This window comes from Sphingomonas molluscorum (genome assembly GCF_039522995.1).
GTDB lineage: Bacteria > Pseudomonadota > Alphaproteobacteria > Sphingomonadales > Sphingomonadaceae > Sphingomonas > Sphingomonas molluscorum.
The window spans coordinates 529879-556682 of sequence record NZ_BAAAEL010000002.1 but is presented as its reverse complement, the minus strand read 5'-3'; the positions used below and the strand labels follow the sequence as shown (position 1 = coordinate 556682).

The following is a 26804-nucleotide window of genomic DNA, read 5'->3' as shown; positions in this document are numbered from 1 at the left end:
CATGGTGATGGCAGCGGTTGACGCCGCGGGAAGCGCACCGTAATCGTATACCGTATTTCACGGGAGAGGCATGTGATCGAGAGCAGCCGTAGGGAACTGCTGGTAGGGGCAGCCACGTTGGTTTTCGCAGCGCAAGGCGCGCGCGCGATGGCGCGGGTGGCGAATCCGGACGCGTCGCTGCTGCCCGCCAAACCCAAGCCGCTACCGCTTGCGGCGGTACGGCTCAAGCCGTCCGACTATGCGACCGCCGTCGAGGTCAACCGCGGCTATCTGCATCGCCTCGATCCCGATCGCTTCCTCCACAACTTCCGCAAATATGCGGGGCTCGAGCCCAAGGCGCCGATCTATGGCGGCTGGGAGAACGACACGATCGCGGGCCACACGCTCGGCCACTACATGACTGCGCTGGTGCTGACGTGGCAGCAGACCGGCGATCCCGAATGCCGCCGCCGCGCCGACTATATCGTCGACGAACTCGCCGAGGCGCAGGCGAAGCGCGGCACCGGCTATGTCGGTGCGCTCGGGCGCAAGCGGAAGGACGGCACGATCGTCGACGGGGAGGAGATCTTCCCCGAGGTGATGAAGGGCGACATCCGTTCGGGCGGCTTCGACCTCAACGGCAGCTGGTCGCCGCTCTACACCGTGCACAAGCTGTTCGCCGGCCTGCTCGACATCCACGGCGCCTGGGGCAATCCCAAGGCGCTGCAGGTCGTCACCGGCCTCGGCGGCTATTTCGAGCGGGTGTTCGCGGCCCTCGACGACGCGCAGATGGAGAAGCTGCTGGGTTGCGAATACGGCGGCCTCAACGAAAGCTATGCCGAGCTCTACGCCCGCACCAACGACAAGCGCTGGCTCGCGGTCGCGGAGCGGATCTACGACCATCGCGTGCTCGATCCGCTGGTCGCGGGCGAGGACAAGCTCGCCAACTTCCATGCCAATACCCAGGTGCCCAAGCTGATCGGCCTGGCGCGGCTCCACGACCTCACCGGAAAACCCGAGCAGCGCAACGCCGCCACCTTCTTCTGGAAGACGGTAACGCAGCACCACAGCTATGTGATCGGCGGCAATGCGGACCGCGAGTATTTCTCGGAACCCGACAGCATCGCCAACCACATCACCGAGCAGACGTGCGAGCATTGCAACACGTACAACATGCTCAAGCTGACGCAGCAGCTCTATCACTGGCAGCCCGACGGCGCGCTGTTCGACTATTATGAGCGCGCGCACCTCAACCACGTCATGTCGGCGCAGAACCCCAAGACCGGGGGCTTCACCTACATGACGCCGCTGATGACGGGCACGAAGCGCGGCTATTCGGAACCCTATGAGGACAGCTTCTGGTGCTGCGTGGGTTCCGGCATGGAGAGTCACGCCAAGCATGGCGAGGCGATCTTCTGGGAAGGCGAGGGTGGCCTGATCGTCAACCTCTACATTCCGGCCGAAGCGCAGTGGCAGACGCGCGGCGCGCAGGTCGCGCTCGAAACCAGCTATCCGTTCGAGCCCGGTGCGCGCCTGACGCTCGCTGCACTGAAGAAGCGCGGACGCTTCCCGATCGCGCTGCGCGTACCTGGGTGGGCCGGCGACACCGTGCAGGTGACGGTCAACGACCAGCCCGTCACTCCCGCGATCGGCAACGGCTATGCCGTGGTGGATCGGCGCTGGAAGGCCGGCGACGTGGTCGCGATTACCTTCCCCCTGGAACTGCGGCTGGAATCCGCGCCGGGCGACCCAAATACGGTCGCGGTGGTGCGCGGGCCGATGGTGTTGGCAGCCGATCTCGGTGCGGCCGAGGGCGAATGGCAGGGCGCGGATCCTGCGATGGTCGGCGAACAGCCGCTCGCCGCCTTTACCCCGGCGCAGGGTCGCGCATCCTATGCCACCAAGGGGCTGCTGCGCCCCGCCGACCTGACCTTCGTGCCCTTCTACTCGCAGTATGAACGGCGCAGCGCGATCTATTTCAAGCGCTTCAGCGAAGCCGGCTGGAAGAACGAGCAGGTCGCGTTCCTCGCCGAGCAGGCGCGCGTGAAGGACATTGCTGCCCGTTCGGTCGACGTCATGCACCTGGGCGAGATGCAGCCGGAGCGCGACCACAACCTCACCTCCGAAATCTCATACCCCGTCTCGTACCGCGGCAGGAACGGTCGCGACGCGCGCTCAGGCGGCTATTTCGAATTCTCGATGAAGGTGAAGCCGGGCCCGCTCGTCCTGCAGGCCAGCTATTGGGGCAGCGAGCGCGCGCGCGACTTCGACATCCTCGTCGACAATGTGAAGCTCGCCACCCAGCATCTGGAGAACGACCAGCCGGGCAAGTTCTTCGACGTCGAATATCCGCTTCCCGAGGCACTTACCAAGGGCAAGCAGAGCGTGAAGGTGAAGTTCGTGCCGCATGACCGCAGCAGTGCCGGGCCGGTGTTCGGCGTCCGCCTGTTCACCGCGAAGCCCGGCGCGACGACGTGAGCGAGGCGACTGCACCCGACACGGTGGCGATGACGCTGGACGAGGTCCGCACCCTGTCGCGCAGCGTGCTGTCCGGCGCGGGTCTTTCCGCGGACCATGCCGCGGCGGTTGCCGAGACGTTGGTCTCCGGCGAGCGCGACGGCTGCGGCTCGCACGGCGTGTACCGGCTGCTGGTCGCGACCCGCAGCATCGCGACCGGCCGCGTGTCCAAGGATGCGGTGCCGGTGGTGAGCGAGCCGGCGCAGGCGCTGGTGCGCGTCGATGGCGGTGGTGGCTTTGCCCAGCTCGCCTTCGAACGTGGCAAGCCGCTGCTTGTGGAAAAGGCACGCACGTTCGGCATTGCCGCGCTGGCGCTCAACAACGTCGTCCACTTCGCAGCACTCTGGCCCGAGGTCGAGGCGTTGACCGAGCAAGGGCTGGTCGCGCTCGCCTTCACCCCCAGCCACGCCTGGGTAGCGCCGGCGGGCGGGACGGAGCCGGTGTTCGGCACCAACCCGATCGCGTTCGGCTGGCCACGGCCGGGACGCGAGCCGTTCGTGTTCGACTTTGCCACCAGCGCGGTCGCGCGAGGCGAGATCGAGCTCCACCGGCGCGCGGGCAAGCCCGTGCCCGAGAGCTGGGGCTATGACGCCGACGGCAACCCCACCACCGACGCCGCGGCGGTGCTGTCTGGCGCGATGCGGACCTTTGGCGGGCACAAGGGGTCGGCACTCGCCGCGATGGTCGAGCTGATCGCCGGGCCGTTGATCGGCGATATGACCAGCAAGGAGTCGATGGCGGCTGACGACGGCGCGGGCGGATCCCCCTTGGGCGGCGAGCTGGTCCTCGCGATCGACCCCGCGGGCTTCCTGGGTGCGGGCGTCGCCGAGCATCTCGCGCGGGCCGAAGCGATGTTCGAGGCAATCGAAACGCAGGGTGCGCGCCTGCCGGGATCGCGGCGCTATGCCGCGCGGCGGCGCAGCCTGGTGGAAGGCGTGCGGGTGCCCGCGTCTCTCCACGCCGATCTGATGGCGCTGGCACAGGGGGGCAAGGCTTAGACATGCGCAAGGCACGGTTTCTGCTCAGGGCAGCGTTGATGATGGGGCAACTGGCGGTGGTGGAGGCGGCGGTTGCCGCGGCCCCGGCACAGGCCTCGGCCGCCCAGACCGCCGACCAGCGGTTCGAGGCGATCTACACGGCCGAATGGGAATGGCGAACGCAGCAGTCCGCCCCCAATGAGGACAGCCCCGCCGGCGCCGCCAAGCGCCTGCCGGACGTCGGTCCCAAGGTGCAGGCCGAAAAGCTCAAGCGCTGGGAAGCGACCGAACGGGCGCTCGCCGCCATCGACCCCGCTACGCTGACGCCCGCCAACCGCGTCAACTTCGCGGTCTACAAGGGGCAGATCGACGCGCTGCTCGCCGAACAGCGCTACCGCGAATATGAAAAGCCGCTCAACGCCGACACCAGCTTCTGGGGCGACATCGCGGGCTGGGCGCGCGAGCCGCTCGAGAACGAAACCGCCTACCGCAACTACATCGCGATGCTGCGGGAGGTGCCGCGCTATTATGACCAGCAGATCGCGAACATGCGCGCCGGCCTCAAGCGCGGCTTCACCCCCTCCGCCATCACGCTGAAGGGTCGCGACCTCGGCGTAGCACAGGTTGCCGAGGCCAAGACGCTCGACGACCAGGCGTTCTACGCACCGTTCCGCAAGATGCCCTCGACCATTCCGGCCGCGACCCAGGCGGCGCTGCGCAAGGAGGGAGAGGCGGCGATCCGCGAGGCGGTGGTGCCCGCCCACGCCAGGCTGCTCACGTTCCTGCGCGCCGAGTATATTCCCGGCGCCCGCAAGGAGCTGGACGCCTATCACCTTCCGGACGGCAAGGCCTATTACCAGTCCAAGATCCGCGAGTTCACCACGCTCGACAAGACGCCGGACGAGATCCACGCGATCGGCCTGTCCGAAGTCGCCAAGATCCGCGCGCGGATGCTGGAGGTGATGCGGCAGGTCGGCTTCCAGGGCGACCTGCCGGCGTTCCTGACCTTCCTGCGCACCGATCCGCGCTTCTACGCCAAGACTCCGCAGGACCTGCTCGATCGCGCCGCCTGGGTCGCCAAGACCTTTGACGGCAAGGCCAGCCAGTATTTCGGCCGGCTGCCGCGCAGCCGCTTCGCGATCAAGCCGGTGCCGGACGAGGTCGCGCCCTTCTACACCGGCGGGCGCGGTGGGCCGGGCATCTACCTCGTCAACACCTACAACCTGCCGGCGCGCCCGCTCTATTCGATCCCGGCGCTGACCCTGCACGAAAGCGCGCCGGGCCACGCCTTCCAGATGCCGCTGGCGGCGGAGAATACCAGCCTGCCGGCGTTCCGCCGCGACAGCTATATCTCTGCCTATGGCGAGGGCTGGGCGCTCTATTGCGAGGCGCTGGGCGAAGAGATGGGGATGTACGACACGCCCTATGACGTGTTCGGCATGCTCAGCTACCAGATGTGGCGGGCGGCCCGGCTGGTGGTCGACACCGGCATCCACACCAAGGGGTGGAGCCGCGAGCAGGCGCAGAAATACCTGCACGACAACACCGCCATGGCCGATCACGAGATCACGACCGAGGTCGACCGCTACATCGCGTGGCCGGGGCAGGCGCTGTCCTATTACCTCGGAGAGCTCGCGATCCAGGAAGCGCGCGCCAAGGCCGAACAGGCGCTCGGCCCCAAGTTCAACATCCGCAACTTCCATGACGCGGTGCTCGAACTCGGATCGGTGCCGCTGCCGGTGATGGCCGCGCGGGTGGACCAGCTGATCGCCGAAGGCGGCAAGGGGCCGTACCCGGACGAGCAATAAGATGCGGGCGGCTCGGCCGGTCGCGGTCGCCGCATTGCTCCCAGCGGTGTGGCCGGCCGCCGCGCAACAGGGCGTGCCGGTGCAGAGCGCCGGCAACCCCATATTGGCGGACGGGCGCTTCTATTCGACCGATCCGGCGCCGGTGGTGATCGACGACGCGCTCTACATCCTCGCCGGGCGCGACGAGGCGCCTCCGGACGTCAACGACTTCATCATGAACGAGTGGCAGCTGCTCGCCACGCGGGAGCCGGCCGCGGGCGCCTGGACCCATTATCCCGCGGTCGCGACGCCCGAGGGTATCTTCCGCTGGGCCGAGCCCGGCCGCGCCTATGCCGGGCAGATCGTGAAGGGGCCGGACGGCCGGCTCTATCTCTATGCTCCGGTGCTGGAGGCGAACACCGACGCCAAGGACGGGTTTGCGATCGGCGTCGCCGTGGCGGACAGCCCGACCGGTCCCTGGGTGGACGCGCATCCCGCCGGCCCCATCGTGTCGCAGCGCGTGCCCGAGCCCAACACCATCCAGAACATCGATCCGACGGTGCTCGTCGACGATGACGGGCGGGTCTACCTCTATTGGGGGACGTTCGGAAAGCTGCGCGGCATCGAACTGGAGCGCGACATGGTGACGCCCAAGGGCCGCCAGATCGCGGTGACGGGGCTGACCGGCTTCTTCGAGGCGCCGTGGCTGATGAAGCGCAAGGACGTCTATTACCTGCTCTATGCGGGCAACAATGCCGGCCCGGACTCGCCCTGCACGCCGACGCTCTACCACGCCTGCATCGCCTATGGCACCGCGCCGACGCCGCTGGGCCCCTGGACCTATCGCGGCACCGTGCTGAAGCCGGTGTCCTCGACGACGTCGCATCCGGGCACGGTCGAGTATCGCGGGCAATGGTATCTCGCCTATCACACCGCCGATGGCGCAGGCGGCGGGCACTTCCGCCGCAGCGTCGCGATCGACCGGCTGGAGTGGGACGACAGCGTCAGCCCGGCGGCGATTCGGCCCGTGGTGCCGACCCGCAGCCCGCGGCCGGTGCCGCCACCCAGCCGCAACATCGCCCCTGCCGCGACCCCCGCCGCCTCGAACGAGCCGATCCCGGTGCGCTTCTGGCTGCGCGCGCTCAACGACGGCGCCACCCGCGCGTCGCCCCTGCCGCCCGAGATGTGGGGCAGCGCCACGGCTGCGAATCCGCCGCAGCAGTGGATCGAATATCGCTGGCCGCAGCCGGTCACCGTCAGCGAGTCCCGGATATGGTTCGTTGCCGAGGAGGCCGCTGGCGTTGCGCCGCCCGCTAGCTGGCGCATCGAATATTGGGACGGCAGCTGGAAGCCGGTGCCCCGTGCCGGCCGCTACAACACGGCTGCGGGCGCCTTCCAGCAGACCCGCTTCGCTCCCGTCAGAACCCGGTGCCTGCGTGCAATCTTCCAGGCCGCGCGTGTCAACGGCACGAACGCAGGGATGGCGGTTCAGGAATGGGAGGTGCTCACCCGCCGGCCGACGCGGGTCACGCTGCCCCCCGAGCCGGCTCTACCCTGCGAGCCGCGCGAATAGCACCCAGCCGTCCGACACAAGTTTATCGCGATAACGAAAACCTCTGGACAAGCAGCGGCATGCATCCCATATTGCTTATCGCAATAAGGGTTCTTTCGCAGGAGTCAGCCTATGTCCGTCGATGTGAAGTATCGCACCTCCGCCACTGCAACCGGAGGCCGCGACGGCCGCGCCCGCACCGCGGACGGCCGCCTGGAAGTTCAGCTGGCGACTCCCAAGGAGCTCGGCGGCGCCGGCGGTGAGGGTACCAATCCCGAGCAGCTGTTTGCGGCCGGCTATGCCGCCTGCTTCCTGGGCGCGCTGAAGGTCGCGGGGCAGCAGCTCAAGGTGCGAGTCCCCGCCGAAACCAGCATCACCGCCACCGTCGGTATCGGCCCGCGTTCCGAGGGGGGCTTCGGCATCACCGCCGACCTGGAAGTGACGCTACCTGGTGTCGATCGTGCCGATGCGGAAAAGGTCGTAGAAGCCGCGCACCAGATCTGCCCCTATTCGAATGCCACCCGCAACAACGTGGACGTCGGCCTCAGCGTCGCCTGACGGCGGCCTCCATCGGGGTCTCCTAGCGGGCGGGGTGGCGACACCCCGCCCGTTTTACGTTCCATTGCTGCTGCCCCTCCGCGATTGCGTAAAAGCGGTCGTTGCAATATGTCCGAGTAATACGGACGCGCGTTTCGCCGGCCGTCGTGCACCCCATGAGAGGGTGGGAACCAGGCTGTAGCTCCGGCTGCGGCAGCAAAGGGAGAGACGACCCATGATCCGGACCCTCCGTCGCGCAGCGCTCGCGCTGATGCTTTCGGCGGCCCCGCTCGCCGCAGGCGCCCAGACCGCTCCTGGTCAGGGTGCGCCCAGCCAGCCGCCCGCCGCCGGCACCGCCACCGCCACCGTCGCGATCCAGGGCAACCAGCCCGGCCCGGTCTATGATCGCCGCATCTTCACCCAGTTCGCCGAGCATCTGGGCCACGGCATCTACGAGGGGCTGTGGGTCGGCAAGAACTCCAAGATCCCGAACACCAACGGCTTCCGCAACGACGTGGTCGCGGCGCTCCGCAACCTGAAGGTGCCGGTGATCCGCTGGCCGGGCGGGTGCTTTGCCGACGAATACAATTGGCGTGAGGGTATCGGCCCGCAGAATAAGCGTCCGGTCAAGATCAACACCCATTGGGGCGGCGTGACCGAGCCGAACACGGTCGGCACGCACGAGTTCTTCGAGCTGCTGCGCCAGGTCGGCGCCGAGGCCTATGTCGCCGGGAACGTCGGCAACGGCTCCCCGCGCGAAATGGCCGAGTGGGTCGAATACATGACCTCGCCCGCCGGCAGCCTGGCCGACGAACGCGCGAAGAACGGCCACAAGGCGCCTTGGGCGGTGCCGTTCTTCGGCGTCGGCAACGAGCTGTGGGGCTGCGGCGGCAACATGCGGCCGGAGTTCGCCGCGGACGAGACCCGCCGCTACGCGACCTTCATCAAGGCGCCGGCCGGCACCAAGATCATGAAGATCGCTGCCGGCGCGAACGTCGAGGACTATAACTGGACCGAGACGATGATGCGCGTGGCCGCACCGCAGCTCGACGGCGTGTCGCTCCATTACTACGTCCACCCCGCCGGCGGCTGGCCGCCGCGTGCGCCTGCGGTCGACTTCGACGAGAACGGCTGGGCCGATGCGCTTGCCGGCGCCTGGCGCATGGACGAACTGATCACCAAGCACAGCGCGATCATGGACAAATATGATCCGCAGAAGCGCATCTTCCTGGCGGTCGACGAATGGGGCGCCTGGTATGCCCAGGATGCGGGCACGCACCCGGGCTTCCTGCGCCAGCAGAATACGCTCCGCGACGCGCTGATCGCCTCGATCCACCTCGACATCTTCGCCAAGCATGCCGACCGCGTCCGCATGACCGCCATCGCGCAGATGGTGAACGTGCTGCAGGCGATGATCCTGACGGACGGCGGCAAGATGGTGCTGACGCCGACCTACCACGTGTTCGAGATGTACAAGCCCTGGCAGGACGCGACCGTGCTGCCGATCACGATCAACGCGCCCTGGTACAACAAGAACCAGTTCACCATGCGTGCGGTGAGCGGCTCGGCAGTGCGGGGCAAGGACGGCAAGGTCCACATCGGCCTGTCCAACCTCGATCCGAACCAGGCGAATACCGTAACGGTCAACCTGGACGGCATCACCGCCGGCTCGGTGACCGGCCGGGTGCTGACCGCGCCCGCGATCAACGCGCACAACACCTTCGACGCGCCCGAAGTGGTGAAGCCCGCCGCCTTCAACGGCGCGCAGGTGAACGGCGGCACGCTGACGGTGACGCTGCCCGCCAAGTCGGTGGTGGTGCTCGAACTGCAGTAACCTTGTGCCCCTGCGCAGGCAGGGGCCCAGGGCCACGAACGCAACGCGTAGAAACCCTGGGCTCCTGCCTTCGCAGGAGTGCCAGTGGAGGAGAGGGATGATGGTTCGGTCGCTTCTGATGGGAGCTGCGCTGGTTCTTTGCGGCGCCAGCGCTCCGGCGCAGCAGACGCCTGCGCCCAGCCTCAACGAGCGGCTGACCGGTGACCTCATCCCCACCCACGATCCGGTGATCGCGCGCGAGGGCGGTACCTATTACGTCTTCGGCACCGGCCACGGCGATCGCCTGGTCGAGACCAAAAGCTCGCCGGACCTGATCCACTGGACCGCGGGTGCGCCCGTGTTCACGAAGATGCCGGATTGGGCGCCCAAGGCGGTACCCGGCACCAACGGCATGTGGGCGCCCGACATCGCGTTCGTGAACGGCCGCTGGCGGCTCTATTACTCCGTGTCGACGTTCGGCTCGAACCGCTCGGCGATCGGCATGGCGACCAACGCCACGCTGGATGCGAAGTCGCCCAAGTTCGCTTGGCGCGACGAGGGGCTGGTGGTGCAGTCGATGCCCAGCGACGACTTCAACGCCATCGACCCGAACTTCGTGGTCGACCGGCAGGGCCGCCACTGGCTGTCGCTCGGCAGCTTCTGGAGCGGCATCAAGCTGTTCGAGCTCGACAAGAAGACCGGCAAGCTTCTCCACCCGAAGGAGAAGCGCTTCTCGATCGCGCGCCGCATGGCGCCCGTGGGCGCGGCGGCACCGGTGGAAGCGCCGTTCATCGTGCCGCATGGCGACTATTATTATCTGCTCGTGTCCTATGATTACTGCTGCAAGGGCGTGAACAGCACCTATTACACCGTGGTCGGTCGCTCGAAGGAGATCACCGGGCCCTATCTCGGCAAGGACGGCAGTTCCTTGATGCAGGGGCAGGGCACGATTTTCCTGCGCGCCGATCTCGAAGAGAAGCAGCGCTTCCGCGGCCCCGGACACCCCGGCTGGCTGCACGACAAGGATGGCCGCGATTACGTGGTCTACCACGCCTATGATCGGGAGAAGAACGGCGCGCCCACGCTGCGCATCGCTCCCGTCACCTGGGGCGCGGACGGCTGGCCCGTCGCCGCCCAATGACCTCCTCTCGCCGAATCCAGGGAGCCGACATGCTTCATCTCGACCGCCGCCTCTTCCTCGCCGGTGCCGCCGGCACCGTCGCTGCCGCCCAGGCAGCAGTCGCCGGCATGCGCGCCCCCGGTACCACTCCCGCCGCCCCCGTGCCGGTGAACCCTCTCGTCAAGCAGCGCGCGGACGCGCAGGTGTTCCGCCACACCGACGGCTATTATTACCTCACCGGCTCGGTGCCGGAGTATGACCGGCTGGTGCTGCGCCGCTCGCGCACCCTGGCGGGCCTTGCCACCGCCGAGGAGCGCGTGCTGTGGCGCCACGAAGCCACGGGCCCGATGTCCGGCTTCCTCTGGGCGCCCGAACTGCACCTCTTCCAGGGCAAGTGGATCATGTATTTCGCAGCCGGCCCCAGCGGCGGCGGCGAGGACGTGTTCCGCATCCGCACCTATGCGATCGTGTGCGACGGCCTCGATCCGATGACCGGCAACTGGAAGGTGCTCGGCAAGTTCGAGTCGCCGTTCGACGGCTTCAACCTCGATTCGACGATCTTCGAGCATCGCGGCGTCTCCTATTTCTGCTGGGCGGAGCGCGAGCCGGGGATCGAGACCAACTCCAACCTCTATCTGGCGCCGCTCAAGACCCCGCTGACGCTGGCGCGCAAGGCCGTGCGCCTGACCGTGCCGACGCTCGACTGGGAGATCCGCGGGTTCAAGGTGGCCGAGGCGCCAGCGGTGCTCGCGCGCAACGGCCGCCTGTTCATGACCTATTCGGCAAGCGCCACCGACGATCGCTATTCGCTCGGCATGCTGACCGCGCGCGACGACGCCGACATCATGGACCCGAAGAGCTGGGTGAAATCGCCCCAGCCGGTGTTCGTCAGCTCGGAAGTGACCAGCGTCTACGGCCCCGGCCACAACAGCTTCACCGTCGACGAGCAGGGCCGCGACGTGCTCGTCTACCACGGCCGCGATTATAAGGCGATCAAGGGCGATCCGCTGTTCGACCCGAACCGCCATACCCGCGTCCAGCGCATCTATTATCGCGAGGACGGCACCCCCGACTTCGGCATCCCGGTCGGCAATGGCCCGGTGCCGGACCGCTTCTCGCCGGCGACTGCGCCGAAGCAGTTCGTGCGCCATGACGGCGATCGCGTCGTTGTCGGACAGGGTTCGATCCCGTCGAGCCAGTTCCGCAGCGTCGAGAGCATGGCGGGGTCCGGCGCCATCTCGCTGGCACCGATCGACGTGGCCGACCGGGTGCTGTTCGCCGCCCCCGACGGCAGCGTCCGGCTGGCCCAGCCGCTGCGCGATCGCCAGTTCGTGCTCCGCAGCAGCTTTGTGCGCGAGGCCGTCGGTCGCGACACGGTGCGGTTTGCGCTGGCGGGGCGTCCCAATATGGTACTCGCTCAGGTCGGCGGTGAGCTCCGGCTCGTCGCGCGGCCGAAGCGCGGGAACGCCGAGAACAGTCTCTTCCGCGTCAGCTGACGCAGAAGTTTCGCCCGCTTTCCCCTCCTGAACCTGCTGGCCCCGCACGGCTCTGCCGCTGCGGGGCCAGTGCTGCGTGACTTTCGGGCAACGCTGCCCGCTTGCTGTGCAGCGCCCTTCCGAATGCGCTTGCCGTCGCCCAGCTGTTGCCGTAATTTTGTAGGAGTAAAGTTTCGATCAATTACGCCCGGGCGCCAAGCCCGGCGAGGGGAGAGGCACATGGCTTTCAAGCCGATTTTCTTGCGTACCGCGTCCGTTGTTGCCCTGGTGCTGGCGCCGCCGGCCTTTGCACAGACCACTGCGGACGACGCATCGCAGACCACTGAGGCCGCAGAGCCCGTCAATTCCACTCCGGATGAAGCCACCAGCGGCGACATCATCGTCACCGGCGTGCGCGGCAGCATCGTCGGCGCGCTCAACGTGCGCCGCGAAGCAACGCAGATCGTCGACTCGATCGTGGCCGAAGATGTCGGCAAATTGCCCGACAATAACGTCGTGGAAGCGCTCCAGCGCGTCACCGGTGTCCAGGTCACCGACCGCACCGGCGGCGAAGCGGCCACCATCACCATCCGCGGCCTCAGCGACCCGCTGACCACGCTCAACGGCCGCAACATCTTCACCGCTGCCGGCCAGTCCTTCTCGCTGCAGGACGTCTCGGCGAACCTCGTCAAGCAGGTCGACGTCTACAAGACCCGCTCGGCCGACCAGATCGAGACCGGTCTGGCGGGCCAGATCGACGTGAAGACGCGCCGTCCGCTCGACTTCGACGGCTTCACCATCTCCGGCCTCGCACGCGGCATCTACAACGAGCAGGCCGACAGCTTTAACCCCAACATCGCGCTCCTCGTGTCGGATCGCTGGGAAACCGGCATCGGCGACATCGGCCTGCTGGTGAACGGCAGCTACAGCCGCACCAAGTATCGCAACATGTCGGTGACGGCCGGTGCGCTGGTTCCCTTCGCGACCGAGACGCCGCCCGCGGGCTCCGGCCTCGCGCCGCTCGAGCGCATCTTCCCGGGTGAGGGCAACGTCAACTGGCAGCCAGGCCTCGATGCCGGGCTTCCGACCGCACCGGGCTCGACGCTCGACATCAACGGCGTCGACACGCCCTATTACCTCTCGCGCGACGCGGTCTTCAGCTCGGATCTCTATGGCAAGCGTGAGCGCCCGTCGTTCAACGCGGCGCTGCAGTGGGCCCCGAACAGCAGCTCGGTCTACACGGCCGAAGTCTTCTACGCGGGCTTCCGCGGAGAGACCTCCAACAGCATGATGTTCAGCTTCGTGGATTTCTGGGCGAATCCGCAGCCGGTCGAGCTCTATGAGGGCACCAACATCGTCAAGTCGCGCGTCGCGAACGACGTGTACGGCTTCAACAGCGCAGATTACACCCGCAGCAAGACCGACAGCTTCGTCTACGCACTGAACGGGCAATGGGACCTGGGTCAGCGCGGCAAGATCACCGCTGACCTCGCCTATCAGACCAGCAAGTACCAGACCTCGTTCATCGCGATGCGCACCGAGCGGGTGGCGGATCAGATCACGGTCGACTTCAATGCCGGCGGTGGCATCCCCTCCTACCACTTCAGCGACGATTCGCTGCTGACCGATCCCGCGTCCTGGAACATCGCGCAGCTCTACGACAACGGTGGTCGCGACAAGGGTAGCGCGCTGACCGGTACCCTGGACGGCTATTATACCTGGGACGAGGGCTTCCTGCGCCAGATCAAGGCAGGCATCCGCGTCGACGACCGCAAGGCGTCGAGCTACGTGCGCACCCAGGACGCCGGCGTGCTCGGTCGCAGCCTGACGACGCTCGGCGAAGACGCGCTGTTCACCAACTCCGACTTCTTCGATGGTCGCGCCGACGTGCCGACCAGCTGGGTGCTGCCGAAGGGCAGCTGGCTCTATGACAACGCAGACACGGTTCGCGGCCTCTATGGCCTCCCGACCTCGGACCAGCTGCGCATGGTCAAGACCTTCAACATCGAAGAAGTGACCATGTCGGCCTACCTGCTGGCCGATGGCGAGATCTCGGTGTTCGGGCGTCCGCTGAAGATCCAGGGCGGCATCCGCTATGTGGATGTCGACACCGACTATGACTTCTTCGATCGCTACAACAACGGCGCCCAGACCTCCGTTTCCAGCGGTTCACATCGCTGGCTGCCGAGCTTCACCGCGCGCTACGAAGTCACGCCGACGCTGCGCGTGCGCTTCAACTATGGTGAGACGCTGCGCCGTCCGAACTTCGGCGACATCAACCCGAACTACTCGCTGACGGGTGACCTCACCAACGTCGGCTACGGCAGCGGCACGGCGGGCACCGCGGACCTGCAGCCCACCCATTCGAAGAACTACGACCTCGCGGTCGAGTGGTACTTCGATCGCGACAGCGCGATCTACGTGACCGGCTTCCGTCGCGAGATCGAGGGTCTGGTCGTTCCGCTCACCGTCATGGAGTATATCCCCAACAACGGGATCGTCGCGGGCGCGACGAACAACTTCGCCATCACCCGTCCGGCGAATGCGTCGGACGGCGTGCTGAAGGGTGTCGAAGTGGGCCTGACCTACTTCCCGAAGTACCTGCCGAGCTTCCTCGACGGCCTGGGCTTCGTCGGCAGCCTGACCGTGCTGGATTCCAAGCAGAACATTCCGCAGACCGACTCCGCCGGCAACATCACCGGCGAGGCGACCTCGTCGTTCTTCAACGTGTCGGACTTCTCGTACAACGCGACGCTTGCCTACGACAACGGCCCGGTCGGTGCCCGCCTGTCGTACGTCTGGCGCAAGGAGTTCCTGCACAACAACGAGGCGCGCCTGTTCGCCAACCCGATCGGCGTCTGGTACCGTCCGGAGAGCAGCCTGGACTTCCAGTTGAGCTACAAGGTCAACGACCAGATCGGCCTCACCTTCGACGCGGTGAACCTCACCAACCAGAAGCAGCAGTCCTACTACCGCTTCGGCAGCGCCGGCGGTCAGGACACGGACAACCTCGGCACGACGCTGCTGAGCCGCACCTTCGCGGTGGGCCTGCGCTTCTCGATGTAAGCCGCTGGCGGGGGAGACCCCGCCGGATGCGCCAAATCTTTCAAGGGGTCGGCATCGCCGGCCCCTTTTTCGTCAGCGCGCTTCGCTTGAGACGCAGTGGACGGGGGCCTGCCCTTCGACTTCGAAGCTCGCGTCGCGGCCCTTGCCCCGCAGGGTCATGCCGTCGCCGGCATACCAGATCCCCGATGCCGGTCGCTGCCCCTTCAGCACGCCCAGCGTTCTGCCACGCGCACGCAGCGTCACCGTGTCTGCCCGATTGTCGAAGGTGGCGATCAACAGGGTGCCGTTCTCGCATTGATACCGCGCGGTCACGCGCTGCGGCAGATCGCCTGCCGGCGCCTCGCCGGGGGACAGCTCGATCTTTTCGATTCGCCAGGACCGTTGCTCGGCGGTCGCCCCATCGATGTCGCCGGTGCGGTGCAGGGTGACCTCGCCGGCTTGGGTGAAGGGCACGCCTTCGTCCTTCAGCGTCCCGCGCACCGTGACGGGAACGGTGACGTATCGCTGACCGGCACCGGCATCGACCGGTCCGGGCGCGCCCACGCGCGCGCCGTAGCTCGCATAGCGGACGAAGCTGCGCGCAAAGGCCCGCGCGTCCCTGCCGGAGCCTTCGCTACCCCGGCGCCACAGCGCCCGCGCCGCTGCATAGTCACCGCGGGCAAGCAGCGCGTAATAGCGCTGTACCACCGCGCGCGCCGCCTCGGCGGTCGCTTCATCCGGGTCGTCGGCAGCCGAAGCCACGGGGGGCGTCGGGCTCGACGGCGACGGCGCCGGAGCCGCCACGGGGGTGGGACTCGGGACCAGGCCGGCCGACTTCTCGGCCGGCGCCGCGGTATCCGCTGCCGCCTCCGGGGTATTCCCCTCCGGCTCCGGCACGCCGCCGCCGCAACCGGCGAGCAACAACGCCAGTGCGGCAGCGGTCGTGGTGCGGGTCACGGTTCCAGCGCGGCCCTGTCGGTATCCTCGAGATCGTCGTCCTCGGCGAGGTCGTCCTCGTCGAAGTCTTCCTGAAGCTCGTCTTCCTCCTGGTCCTCGGGGTCGACAACGATGTCGTCGTCGTCATCCTCGCTGCCGAGCTCATCGTCTTCCATGAGGAGGTCGTCCTCATCCTCGTCATCGCCGAGGTCGGGCTCGATGTCCGTCAGCAGGGTACCGTCCGAAGGACCGTCGCTGGTTACCTCCAGGATTTCGGCGCGCTGGCTCTCGTCATAGCCTTCTTCGTCAAAGCTGTCGCCGGAGCCCAGCCCCGGTACCTGGTGACCACCCATGGTTCGCTCCTTCGTCTGGCCCACCAGCAGCGGGGCCGTCAGAGCGCGAACGGCGGGCGAGCCCGCGTGTTCCCGAACCGAAGGACGAGCCGAGCGGCGGACGGGCGGGGGCGTGCCTGCGGTATACTCCCCGCCGGCCGTTCCAAGGGGCTGTTCCCGCGCGGGTTGCAGGCGTATTCACGCCGCTATTCATACCCCTACAGGATTCCCCATGCTCGACGTTCCCATGACCCAGGTGCCGCTCGTCTCGCTGGCCGACCAGCAGAACGACCCGGAGGGTTTCGCACAGGCGTTCGGCGGCTCGTTCGAACGCTTCGGCTTCGCCATGGTCGCGGACCATGGCATCGATCCGGCGCTGATCGACCGCGCCTGGGCGTTGACCGAAGAGTTCTTCCGCCTGCCGGAGGAGGAGAAGCGCGCCTATCACACGCCGGGCGGCGGCGGCGCGCGCGGCTACACGCCCTTCCGCACCGAAATTGCGAAGAACGCGAAGGTCACCGACCTCAAGGAGTTCTGGCACATCGGACGGGAGCTGCCGGCCGGCCACCGCTTCCGCGACGTGATGCCGGACAACATCTGGCCGTCGGCGCCCGCGGGCTTCAAGGAGACCTTCCTCGAGCTGTTCGCCGCCTTCGACACCGCCGGGCTCAAGCTGCTTTCGGCGATCGCGCGCTACCTGAAGCTCGATCCCAACTGGTTCGAGCACGCGGTCCAGGACGGCAATTCGGTGCTGCGCCTGCTCCACTATCCGCCGATCCCCGCCGATGCGCCGGGCGTGCGTGCAGAGGCGCATGAGGACATCAACCTCATCACGCTGCTGCTGGGCGCTGAGGAAGCCGGGCTGGAACTGCTCGACAAGGACGGCGACTGGCTCGCGGTGAAGCCGCCGGTGGGCGCGATGGTCGTGAACGTCGGCGACATGCTGCAGCGGCTGACCAACCATGTGCTGCCGTCGACCACGCACCGCGTGGTGAACCCGGCGCCCGAGCGGCGCGGCAACTCGCGCTACTCCATGCCTTTCTTCCTCCACCCGGCGCCCGATTTCCTGATCGAGACGCTGCCGAGCTGCGTGGGCGAGGGCAACCGCTACCCCGAGCCGATCACCGCCCACGACTATCTGCACCAGCGCCTGGTCGAGATCGGCCTCCTGAAGAAGTGATGCGACGCGCGCCCGTTTCCCGGAACGGGCGCGCGTTCCGCGTCCGGGCGGCGAAAGCGGCCCGGTAACTTTTGCAAAGCCTTCTGGTCGTGTTGGGGTTGTTTATACCACGGCCCCTCCGCTAACGCCTGCCGCTCCGCCGGGACGTGCCCGGCGGCGAAATGGAAGAGGCAGGCATGACGGAACCGCTACGCGTCGCGATCGCAGGACTTGGTACGGTCGGCGCGGGCGTCATTCGTCTGCTCGACGCGAACGGGGCATTGATTGCCCGCCGCGCCGGTCGCCCGATCGAGATCGTGGCGGTGTCTGCGCGGGATCGTGCCAAGGATCGCGGCGTCGACCTTTCGCGCTTCGACTGGGTGGACGACACCGCCTCGCTCGCGGCCGATCCGCGGGCGGACGTGGTGGTGGAACTCGTCGGCGGGGCGGACGGTCCCGCGCTGACGCTCACCCGTGCGGCGCTCGCCAACGGCAAGAGCGTCGTCACCGCCAACAAGGCGATGATCGCGCACCATGGCCTCGAACTCGCCCGCGCCGCGGAAGGGCGCGGCGTCGCGCTGAAGTTCGAGGCGGCGGTCGCAGGCGGCGTGCCGGTCATCAAGGGGCTGCGCGAGGGGGCCGCCGCCAACGAGATCGGCCATGTCTATGGCATCCTCAACGGCACCTGCAATTTCATCCTCTCGAAGATGGAGGCCGAGGGCCGCGACTTCGCCGAGGTGCTGGACGAAGCGCAGCGGCTCGGCTTTGCCGAAGCGGACCCCAGCTTCGACATCGATGGCGTCGATGCCGCGCACAAGCTGTCGATCCTGGCGAGCTTCGCCTTCGGTACCCGCCCGGCCTTTTCGGATGTCGCGATCACCGGCGTGCGCCACGTGCTCGCGGCCGACATCGCCGAGGCGGCGACGCTCGGCTATCGCGTGCGGCTGGTGGGCGTGGCGGAGGCCGGCAAGAACGGCCTGTTCCAGCGCGTCCACCCGCACCTTGTCCCCCTCGACCATCCGCTCGCGCATGTCACCGGCTCGCTCAATGCCGTGGTGGCCGAGGGCAATTTCGTCGGCCGGCTGTTCTTCCAAGGCCGCGGCGCCGGTGATGGCCCAACCGCGAGCGCGGTGGTGGCGGACCTGATCGACATCGCTCGTGGCGAGTTCGGGCCGCCCTATGCGGAACCGGCCGAGGCGCTCGCCGAACAGCCCGCCGCGCCCACTGGCGAACGCCGCGGCCGCGCCTATCTGCGGCTGATGGTCGCCGACAAGGTGGGCGTGCTGGCGGAAATCGCGGCGGCGATGCGCGACGCCGGCGTGTCGATCGAACGGCTGATGCAGCGCGGCGCCAATGCCGACGGCAGCGTGCTGGTAGCGATCGTCACCCACGAGGGACCCGAGCGCGCCGTCGCCGCCTCACTCGAACGCCTGCGCGGCTCCCCCAGCCTCGTCGGCGAGCCGATGTGGATGCACATCCTGGAAAGCTGAGCGCACCCGCTGCACCAACCTGTACCCCGGCGAAGGCCGGGGCCCAGTTGCGATGGTGGGGATTAAGTACGCTGACGCTCACGTCATCGCCAGTGCCGGCTGGCGGTGAAGCTGTCGGGGGGACATGCTCCCGCAAGGCCGGGGGTGCTATCCGGCGGTGTTGCGCGAAAGCCCGGAACGCACCCCAACTGGACCCCGGCCTGCGCCGGGGTACTGATCACGTCCGTTGATTATTCCGCGAACGGCTGGTCAATCGCATGCTGCGGTTGGGTGAACCACGCCGCACCCGTTTCGGTGACGTGGAAATGATCCTCCAGCCGCACGCCGAAGCGATCCGGCACGACGATCATTGGCTCGTTGGAAAAGCACATGCCGGGCGCAAGCGGCGTCCTGTCGCCGCGCACCAGATAGGCCGCCTCATGGATCGACAGGCCGATGCCATGCCCGGTGCGGTGGGGTAGCCCCGGAAGGCGATAGTCGGGCCCGAGCCCCGCCGCCTCCAGCACGCGCCGCGCCGCCGCATCGACACTCTCGCAGGGTGCGCCCGGCACCACCGCGTCGAACGCCGCCTGCTGTGCTTCCTTTTCCAGCGACCAGATGCTGCGCACCTCGTCCGGAACCGCCCCGAACGCATAGGTACGCGTGATGTCCGAGTGATAGCCCTCGACCAGGCAGCCGGTGTCGACCAGCACCAGCTCGCCCTCCTGCAGATATTGTTCGCCCGGCAGCCCGTGCGGGAACGCCGTCGCGCGGCCGAACTGGACGATGCAGAAGCTCGAGCCCGCAGCCCCGATCGCGCGATGCGCGGCGTCGATGAAGCGCACGACCTCGCTCGCGGCGATGCCCGGGCGCAGGATGCGCGCGGTGCGGCGATGCACCTCCAGCGTCATCGCCTTGGCCTGGGCAAGCAGCGCCAGCTCGGCGGGGGACTTCACCATCCGGCAGCCGTCGATCGCGGGCGCGCCATCGAGCAGCCGGACGCTGCCCGCCTTGGCGCGAAGCCGCTCGGCCCATTGGAAGGGGAACAGCGGGTCGACGGCAAGCTTCGCGACTCCGGTCGCCGCCAGCGTGTCGGCAAGCAGCGTGATCGGATCCTCGTCCTCCTGCCACAGGCGGATGTCGGCATCGATCGCAAGGTCGGCTTCGAGCGTGCCCAGTTCAAACGCCGGGCACAGCAGCACCGGCCGGCCGCGCACGGGCAGCAGCATCGCCACCAGCCGCTCGCTCGGGCCCCACGGCACGCCCGCGAAATAGCGCAGCGTCGCCCCGACGTTGAGCAGCAGCCCGTCCGCACCGCCCGCGTCCGCCAGCGTGCGGGCACGCTCGAGCCGCGCCTGCCGCTCTGCCGCACCGATGGGAGCGGCGCGGTCCGCCCAAGGGGTGATGGCCGCGAGTTCGGCCTCTGCGCTCGATCCGCCGATGGTCATGCCTGTTCTTCCTTGTTCAAAACCGTGCGAGATCGAAGGGCGCCAGGTCGACCGGCGGCCGCTCGCCTGCGACCAGGGCCGCGACGAGCTCGGCCGTGATCGGCGCCAGCGTCAGCCCCAGATGCTGGTGGCCGAATGCATAGAGCAGGTTGTTCGCGCGAGGCGAGCGGCCGATCGCGGGCAGATAGTCGGGAAGGGTGGGGCGCGATCCCATCCATCGGCGGAACGGGCCCGTGATGGGGAGGCCGAGGGCACGGACGTGCGCTTCCAGCCGCTCCCACTTGCGCGGATCGGGCGGCGCGTCGGGGCTGCTCAGCTCGACGAAGCTCGCGGCCTGCACGCGATCGCCATAGCGGGTGACGATCATCGACCGGTCCTCGAACACCAGCGGCGGCAGGTCCGCCGGCCAGCGATCGGCGGCGGCACGGATGTGATAGCCGCGCTCGGCGATCATCGGGGCGGCGTGGCCGGTTGCCTCCATCAGCGCGCGCGAGCCGATGCCGGCCGCCACCAGCACCAGTTCGGCCGGATGCCCGGGGACCAGCGCCACCCCGTCGATGATGCGCAGCTGCGCGCGGGCGCGGACGATGCGGCCTCCTGCACGAAGGAACGCTTCCTCCAGCGCGCCTGCCAGCACCGAGAGATCGCGGATCTGCCCGCTGCCGGCAAAGCGAATGGCACCTGCCACCGGAGCCTGGGTCACGCTGGCGATTGCGTCGAGCTCGGCAGCGTCGGCATCGCGGAACGTCGCCGTGCCGGTATCGGCCGCCGTCCAGGCGGCGCGTCCGGCGCGTGCGGTCTCCGGCGATTCCCACAGCACCAGATGTCCGTCCTGCGTCAGCAGCTCGGGGGCGTCGATCGTCGCCGCCAGCCGCTCCCAGGCGGGCATCGCCTCCCGCAACAGGCTGCCGAGCGCGGCGCTGCCCGCGGCAAAGCGGCTCGGGGTCGACCGGCCGACCAGCCGCAGCGCGAACGGCAGCCAGTTCGCGAGCTGACCGAGCGGCAGGTCGAGCGCCCCGCCGCGCACGAACAGCCGCCGCGGCGCGGATCGGATGGCAGCCGGCGAGGCGAGCGGCGCCACCTGCTCCGTCGCGATGTGGCCGGCATTTCCCCAGGAGGCGGCCGTGCGCGCGGAGTCCGGTTCCAGCAGCGTCACGGAATGGCCGGCACGCGCCAGCGCCAATGCGCTCGCCAGCCCGACAACGCCCCCCCCGACCACATTTGTCGCACCCACGCCCGTTCTCCTGTTGCGGCACAGCAATCCCTATCGTATACGGTATATGTCCGCAACGAGAAGAGAATGGTTCCGATGATGGTCGAATGGAAGGGCGTGTTCCCCGCCGTGACGACGCAGCTCCGTGAGGATCTGTCGATCGACTTGGGTGAAACCCAGCGGGTGGTGGACGACCTGATCCGCGACGGGGTGACCGGCGTGATCGCGCTCGGCACCGTGGGTGAAAACAACTCGCTGATGTTCGAGGAAAAGCAGCAGGTCCTCTCCGCGATCGTGGAAGTGGTCGCCGGCCGCGTGCCCGTGCTCACCGGCGTTTCCGAATATGATCAGCGCCGCGCCACCCGCTATGCCCAGGCGGCCGAAAAGATCGGCGCTGATGGCCTGATGCTGCTCCCGCCGATGGTCTATGTGCCCAAGGCCGAGGAACTGGTCGCGCACTTCCGCGGCGTGGCGGAGGCGGTGAGCCTGCCGATCATGCTCTACAACAACCCGCCGGCCTATCGCACCGTGATCGACCGCGGCGTGCTGGCGGCGCTCGACGACGTGAAGAACATCGTCGCGGTCAAGGAGTCGGCGCCCGACACCCGCCGCTTCACCGATTTCCGCAACGAGTTCGGCGACCGCTTCGTGTTGTTCGCGGGCCTCGACGACGTGGCGCTGGAGGGCCTGTTCCTGGGCGCCAAGGGCTGGGTCTCGGGCCTCACCAACGCCTTCCCGCGCGAGTCGGTGGAGCTGGTGCGCGCGTTCGAACGCGGCGACCATGCGAAGGCGTTGGAGATCTACCGCTGGTTCATGCCGCTCCTCCACCTCGATGCCGAGCATGACCTGGTGCAGACCATCAAGCTCGCCGAGCAGGTGATGGGCCGGGGTTCGGAGCGCGTGCTTCCGCCCCGCCAGGTGCTGACCGGCGAACGCCGTGCAGCGGTGATCGCCATGGTGGAAAAGGCGGCGGCGACCCGCCCGACCCTCGACATCGCCAAGGCAGCCTGACACGAGACACCCATGCGGCACACCTTCTTCTGTATCGACGGCCACACCGCCGGCAATCCGGTCCGCCTGGTCGCGGGCGGCGCGCCGCTCTTGAAGGGGGCATCCATGTCGGAGCGGCGCCAGGATTTCCTGGCCCGCTTCGACTGGATCCGCACGGGCCTGTGCTTTGAACCGCGCGGGCACGACATGATGTCGGGCGGGTTCCTCTACCCGCCGACGCAGGCCGACACCGACATCGGCATCCTGTTCATCGAGACGTCCGGCTGCCTGCCGATGTGCGGGCACGGGACCATCGGCATGGTCACCTTCGGCCTGGAGCATGGCCTCATCCAGCCCGCCACGCCCGGCAAGCTGCGCATCGAGGTGCCGGCCGGGGTGATCGAAGTCACCTACGAGACGCAAGGCGACAAGGTGACGGCGGTGCGCATCACCAACGTCCCCGCCTATGTCGCGGCGACCGGCATCCAGGTCGATCTGGAGGGGCTGGGGCCGCTCAGCGTCGACGTGTCCTATGGCGGCAACTACTACGTCATCGTCGAGCCGCAGGGGGCCTATACCGGCCTCGACGATCTCGGTGCCTCGCGGCTGGTCGAATTGAGCGCCCGCCTGCGCGAGGCGATCCGCGAGAAGTTCGAGCCGGTCCACCCGCTCGATCCCACCATCCGCGGCGTCAGCCATATCCTGTGGGCCGACAAGCCGCGCGGCGACGGCGCCGACGGCCGCAACGCCGTCTTCTACGGCGACCGCGCGATCGACCGCAGCCCGTGCGGCACCGGTACCTCGGCGCGCCTCGCGCACCTCGCCTCCAAGGGGCAGCTGAAAACCGGCGAGCGTTTCGTCCACGAAAGCTATATCGGCAGCCGCTTCATCGGCCGGGTGGAGGCGGAGACTGCGATCGGCGACCAGCCGGCGATCATCCCATCGATCGAGGGATCGGCGGTCGCCACCGGCTTCAACACGATCTGGATTGATCGCGCCGATCCTTTCTGGAAGGGTTTCCAGGTCAAGTGACCCTGGCGGCCGAAGTCGATTGTCGGCGGGTCCGTCGCGGCCCTCCGGAGGTTTTTCGCAGATGAGCATCGTCGTCCGCACGCTCTCTGAACAGGTATTCGAAATCATCCGCGAGCGGATCATCACCGGCGTCCTTCCGCGGGAGGTGCCGATCCGTCAGGATGCGCTCGCCAACGAACTGGGGGTGAGCAAAATTCCCCTGCGTGAGGCGCTGGCGCGGCTGGAGCAGGAAGGGCTGCTCACCAGCCAGGCGAACCGCGGCTATTTCGTGCGTCCCATGTCGGCCGCGGAGGCGGAGGAAATCTTCGAGCTGCGGCTGGTGCTGGAGCCGCCAGCCGCTGCCCGTGCGGCGGAACGCGCCGATGACGCAGACCGTGCGGCCACCATCGCAGCGTTCGAGGCGCTCGACAGCGCCGCCAGCAACAATCTCGCCAGCGTCGCCAGCTGCAACCGCAGCTTCCACACCGCGCTGGTGCGGCCGAGCGGGCGGTTGCTCACCACCCAGCTGGTCGAGCGGCTGACGGTGCTGTCCGAACGCTATGTCATCGCCCACCTCCAGCCCGCCGGACGCGAGGATCGCGCGCACCTGGAGCATCGCGACCTGCTCGATGCGTGGCTCGCCGGCGATGGGCCTACGGTGGAACGGCTGCTGAGCGCACACATTCAGGCAACGCTGGACGATCTTCGCGCCGAATTCGGCTCGGAATTGTCCGGCTAAGACGAAAAACCAGGGGGGAGAGCCGATGTTCGGGCCGCGTAAATCGATCCACACGATGGGCAGTCAACAGGAGGGACACCGGCTCGCCAAGACGCTGAGCTGGCCGCACCTGATCGCGCTGGGGGTCGGCGCCATCGTCGGCACCGGCATCTACACACTCACCGGCGTCGGCGCGGAACGTGCCGGGCCGGCCGTCATCCTCGCCTTCGCCATCGCCGGGGCGGTCTGCGCCTGCGCGGCACTCGCCTATGCCGAGATGGCGACGCTGATCCCGGCCGCAGGTAGCGCCTATACCTTCAGCTACACCGCGATGGGCGAGGGGATCGCCTGGATCGTCGGCTGGAGCCTGATCCTCGAATATTCGCTCGCCTGCTCGACCGTCGCGGTCGGCTGGTCCGGCTATCTCGTCGGCTGGATCCAGGCGGCGGGCGTGACCCTGCCGCAGGCGCTGCTGGTGGGGCCGCATGATGGCGGCATCATCAACCTGCCGGCCGTGCTGGTCGCGCTGTCCGTCATGGGCATGCTGATCGCCGGCACGCGCGAGAGCGCGACCCTCAACATCATCCTCGTCATCATCAAGCTGGTGGCGCTCAGCGTGTTCGTCGCCTTTGCGCTGCCGGCCTTCCAGGCCGACAACCTCCAGCCGTTCATGCCCTATGGCTTCGGCAGCACCGAGGTGATGGGCGAGAAGCGTGGCGTCATGGCGGCGGCCGCAATCGTGTTCTTCGCCTTCTATGGCTTCGACGCGGTGGCGACCTCGGCCGAGGAAGCCAAGAACCCGGGCCGCGACCTCACCATCGGCATCGTTGGATCGATGCTGGTGTGCACGATCATCTACATGGCGGTCGCGGTCGCAGCCGTCGGCGCGCTGCCCTACACCGCCCTCGCCAACTCGCCCGAGCCGCTGGCGCTGGTGCTGCGCTCGCTCCAACAACCGGTTGCCGCACACCTGATCGCGCTGGCAGCGGTCGTCGCGCTGCCCTCGGTGATCCTGGTGATGATGTACGGCCAGAGCCGCATCTTCTTCGTGATGGCGCGCGACGGCCTGCTGCCCCGCGGCCTCGCCAAGGTCAGCCCGCGCACCGGCGCTCCGACGTTGATCACGCTGGTGACGGGCGTCTCGGTCGCGGCGGTCGCCGGCTTCTTCCGCCTCGACGAGATCGCCGAGCTCGCCAACGCCGGCACGCTGGTCGCCTTCATCGCGGTGGGCGCCTGCCTGATGATCCTGCGCCGCCGCTTTCCGGAGCTGCCGCGGCTGTTCCGCTGCCCGGCACCCTATGTGGTCGGCACGCTCGCGATCCTCGGCTGCATCTATCTGTTCATCAGCCTGCCGAGCTCCACCATCACTCGCTTCGCGCTGTGGAACGTCATCGGCCTTGTGATCTACTTCGCCTATGGCCGTCGCCACAGCGACGCGCGCGAACCGAAGCCGGTCGCCGCCGCCTGAACCTGCGCGGTGCACCCGCGCCGCGCCCAGGTCTTCGCCCGGCATTCGCGCCGGGATAGTGCGGGAGGTGCGGGGATGCCGCACCTCCCGTTTGTCGTTTCAGGCGCCGGGATGCTTCTTGGCGATCGCCCCCAGCAGGTCGTCGAACGCCTTCACGAACGAGGCAACGCCCTCTTCGACCAGCCGCTGGGTGGCGCCGTTCAGGTCCAGGCCCAGCCGCTCGGCCTCCGCCAGCACGTGGCGCGCGCCGTCCAGGTCGGCGGTGAGCGTGTCGGCGACGGTGCCCCGCTCACGGAACGCGTCCATGGTCTTGGGCGGCATGGTGTTGACCGTGTCTGGCCCAATCAGCGCGTCGACGTAGAGCGTATCCGGATAGGCTGGGTCCTTGGTCCCGGTCGACGCCCACAGCAGCCGCTGCGGCTGCGCGCCCTTGGCGGCGAGTGCCTGCCAACGGTCGCTCGCGATGAAGTCCTGGTACCAGGCATAGGCCGCCTTGGCGTTGGCGATGGCGACCTTGCCGCGCAGCGCCTTCAGCGCTTCGGCCTCGGGATCGCCCTCGGCGACCCGCGTGTCGATCGCCTTGTCCATCACCGCGTCGAGGCGGCTGACGAAGAAGCTCGCGACGCCCGCGATCCGGTCGATCGGCAGGCCCTGTGCCGCGCGCTGCTCGAGACCCGCGACATGCGCCTCGGCGACGCGCTGGTACGCCTCCAGCGAGAACAGCAGCGTCACGTTGACGTTGATGCCGGCTGCAACCGTCGCCGCGATCGCGGGCGCACCCGCCGGCGTGCCCGGGATCTTGATCATCAGGTTCGGCCGGTCGACCGCCGCCCACAGCTTCTGCGCCTCGGCAATGGTCGCGTCGGTGTCGTCCGCGATATACGGCGACACTTCCAGGCTGACATAGCCGTCCTTGGCATCGGTACGGTCATAGACCGGGCGCAGCGTCTCGGCCGCGGCCTTGATGTCCTGGATCGCCAGATGCTCGTAGCGGTCGATCGTCGCCGCACCCGGGTGAGCGGCATCATAGGCCGCCAGCGTCGCGTCATAGGCATCGCCATAGCCCATCGCCTTCTCGAAAATGGCGGGGTTGGAGGTGACGCCGGTCAGCCCGTCCTCGGCGACGAGCTTTTCCAGCCCGCCCGCTTCCAGGAACTTGCGGTCGACGAAGTCGAGCCACGGTGCGGTGCCCTTGGCGCCGAGATCGTTGAGCAGCCCCATTACCTGTCCTTTCAGCCTGCGCCGGACCCAGAGCCCG

20 protein-coding genes are annotated in these 26804 nt (G+C 68.0%); 15 read left to right on the top strand and 5 right to left on the bottom strand.

The window, feature by feature from the left end; genetic code table 11:
- Nucleotides 1-147: 147 nt before the first annotated feature.
- From ABDZ92_RS07165 to ABDZ92_RS07125, 9 genes are all read left to right on the top strand, one after another.
- The gene (locus ABDZ92_RS07165; RefSeq protein WP_125960794.1) at nucleotides 148-2457 is read left to right on the top strand and encodes a glycoside hydrolase family 127 protein; all 2310 of its coding nucleotides are present in this window, start codon (nucleotides 148-150) and stop codon (nucleotides 2455-2457) included.
- A gap of 29 nt (nucleotides 2458-2486) precedes the next feature.
- A complete protein-coding gene (locus ABDZ92_RS07160) occupies nucleotides 2487-3494 on the top strand; it encodes an Ldh family oxidoreductase (protein ID WP_125960795.1) in 1008 nt (335 codons plus the stop codon).
- A 2-nt stretch (nucleotides 3495-3496) separates the two neighbouring features.
- Nucleotides 3497-5281, top strand: coding sequence for a DUF885 domain-containing protein (locus ABDZ92_RS07155; RefSeq protein WP_125960652.1), 1785 nt, complete (start codon nucleotides 3497-3499; stop codon nucleotides 5279-5281).
- A 1-nt stretch (nucleotide 5282) separates the two neighbouring features.
- Nucleotides 5283-6833: a family 43 glycosylhydrolase gene (locus ABDZ92_RS07150; protein WP_125960653.1), complete on the top strand. Its 1551-nt coding sequence runs from the start codon at nucleotides 5283-5285 to the stop codon at nucleotides 6831-6833.
- A gap of 111 nt (nucleotides 6834-6944) precedes the next feature.
- The gene (locus ABDZ92_RS07145) at nucleotides 6945-7370 is read left to right on the top strand and encodes an organic hydroperoxide resistance protein (RefSeq protein ID WP_125960654.1); all 426 of its coding nucleotides are present in this window, start codon (nucleotides 6945-6947) and stop codon (nucleotides 7368-7370) included.
- 214 nt (nucleotides 7371-7584) lie between these two features.
- The gene (locus tag ABDZ92_RS07140; RefSeq protein ID WP_125960655.1) at nucleotides 7585-9183 is read left to right on the top strand and encodes an alpha-N-arabinofuranosidase; all 1599 of its coding nucleotides are present in this window, start codon (nucleotides 7585-7587) and stop codon (nucleotides 9181-9183) included.
- A 97-nt stretch (nucleotides 9184-9280) separates the two neighbouring features.
- Nucleotides 9281-10303 (top strand): arabinan endo-1,5-alpha-L-arabinosidase, encoded by a 1023-nt coding sequence (locus ABDZ92_RS07135; protein WP_425542284.1) that lies wholly within the window; start codon nucleotides 9281-9283, stop codon nucleotides 10301-10303.
- A 29-nt stretch (nucleotides 10304-10332) separates the two neighbouring features.
- The gene (locus ABDZ92_RS07130; RefSeq protein ID WP_125960657.1) at nucleotides 10333-11778 is read left to right on the top strand and encodes a glycoside hydrolase family 43 protein; all 1446 of its coding nucleotides are present in this window, start codon (nucleotides 10333-10335) and stop codon (nucleotides 11776-11778) included.
- 219 nt (nucleotides 11779-11997) lie between these two features.
- Entirely contained in the window at nucleotides 11998-14823 is a 2826-nt protein-coding gene (locus ABDZ92_RS07125) for a TonB-dependent receptor (protein WP_272695151.1), read from the top strand.
- Nucleotides 14824-14895: 72 nt separating this feature from the next.
- On the opposite strand, the gene ABDZ92_RS07120 is transcribed toward ABDZ92_RS07125, so the two are convergent.
- Entirely contained in the window at nucleotides 14896-15759 is an 864-nt protein-coding gene (locus tag ABDZ92_RS07120) for an MliC family protein (RefSeq protein ID WP_125960659.1), read from the bottom strand.
- Complete coding sequence (locus tag ABDZ92_RS07115; RefSeq protein ID WP_125960660.1) at nucleotides 15756-16091, bottom strand: DNA primase; 336 nt, start codon at nucleotides 16089-16091, stop codon at nucleotides 15756-15758. The genes ABDZ92_RS07120 and ABDZ92_RS07115 overlap by 4 nt, the downstream gene beginning before the upstream one ends.
- A 211-nt stretch (nucleotides 16092-16302) precedes the next feature.
- Between ABDZ92_RS07115 and ABDZ92_RS07110 the strand changes: the two genes are divergently transcribed.
- Nucleotides 16303-17250 (top strand): isopenicillin N synthase family dioxygenase, encoded by a 948-nt coding sequence (locus ABDZ92_RS07110; protein WP_125960661.1) that lies wholly within the window; start codon nucleotides 16303-16305, stop codon nucleotides 17248-17250.
- A 176-nt stretch (nucleotides 17251-17426) separates the two neighbouring features.
- Nucleotides 17427-18719 carry a homoserine dehydrogenase gene (locus ABDZ92_RS07105; protein ID WP_125960662.1) on the top strand — a complete coding sequence of 431 codons (1293 nt, stop codon included), beginning with the start codon at nucleotides 17427-17429 and terminating at the stop codon, nucleotides 18717-18719.
- A 230-nt stretch (nucleotides 18720-18949) separates the two neighbouring features.
- On the opposite strand, the gene ABDZ92_RS07100 is transcribed toward ABDZ92_RS07105, so the two are convergent.
- Nucleotides 18950-20146 carry a M24 family metallopeptidase gene (locus ABDZ92_RS07100; RefSeq protein WP_125960663.1) on the bottom strand — a complete coding sequence of 399 codons (1197 nt, stop codon included), beginning with the start codon at nucleotides 20144-20146 and terminating at the stop codon, nucleotides 18950-18952.
- 16 nt (nucleotides 20147-20162) lie between these two features.
- Entirely contained in the window at nucleotides 20163-21380 is a 1218-nt protein-coding gene (locus tag ABDZ92_RS07095) for an NAD(P)/FAD-dependent oxidoreductase (RefSeq protein ID WP_125960664.1), read from the bottom strand.
- A 75-nt stretch (nucleotides 21381-21455) separates the two neighbouring features.
- Between ABDZ92_RS07095 and ABDZ92_RS07090 the strand changes: the two genes are divergently transcribed.
- The 4 genes from ABDZ92_RS07090 to ABDZ92_RS07075 all read left to right on the top strand — a co-directional run bounded on the left by ABDZ92_RS07090 (nucleotide 21456) and on the right by ABDZ92_RS07075 (nucleotide 25546).
- Nucleotides 21456-22370 (top strand): dihydrodipicolinate synthase family protein, encoded by a 915-nt coding sequence (locus tag ABDZ92_RS07090; RefSeq protein WP_125960796.1) that lies wholly within the window; start codon nucleotides 21456-21458, stop codon nucleotides 22368-22370.
- A gap of 12 nt (nucleotides 22371-22382) precedes the next feature.
- A complete protein-coding gene (locus ABDZ92_RS07085; RefSeq protein ID WP_125960665.1) occupies nucleotides 22383-23381 on the top strand; it encodes a 4-hydroxyproline epimerase in 999 nt (332 codons plus the stop codon).
- Nucleotides 23382-23442: 61 nt separating this feature from the next.
- Nucleotides 23443-24099 (top strand): GntR family transcriptional regulator, encoded by a 657-nt coding sequence (locus ABDZ92_RS07080; protein ID WP_125960666.1) that lies wholly within the window; start codon nucleotides 23443-23445, stop codon nucleotides 24097-24099.
- Between the two features lie 25 nt (nucleotides 24100-24124).
- Nucleotides 24125-25546 carry an amino acid permease gene (locus tag ABDZ92_RS07075; RefSeq protein WP_125960667.1) on the top strand — a complete coding sequence of 474 codons (1422 nt, stop codon included), beginning with the start codon at nucleotides 24125-24127 and terminating at the stop codon, nucleotides 25544-25546.
- 99 nt (nucleotides 25547-25645) lie between these two features.
- On the opposite strand, the gene tal is transcribed toward ABDZ92_RS07075, so the two are convergent.
- Entirely contained in the window at nucleotides 25646-26767 is a 1122-nt protein-coding gene (gene tal / locus ABDZ92_RS07070; protein ID WP_125960668.1) for a transaldolase, read from the bottom strand.
- Nucleotides 26768-26804 lie beyond the last annotated feature (37 nt).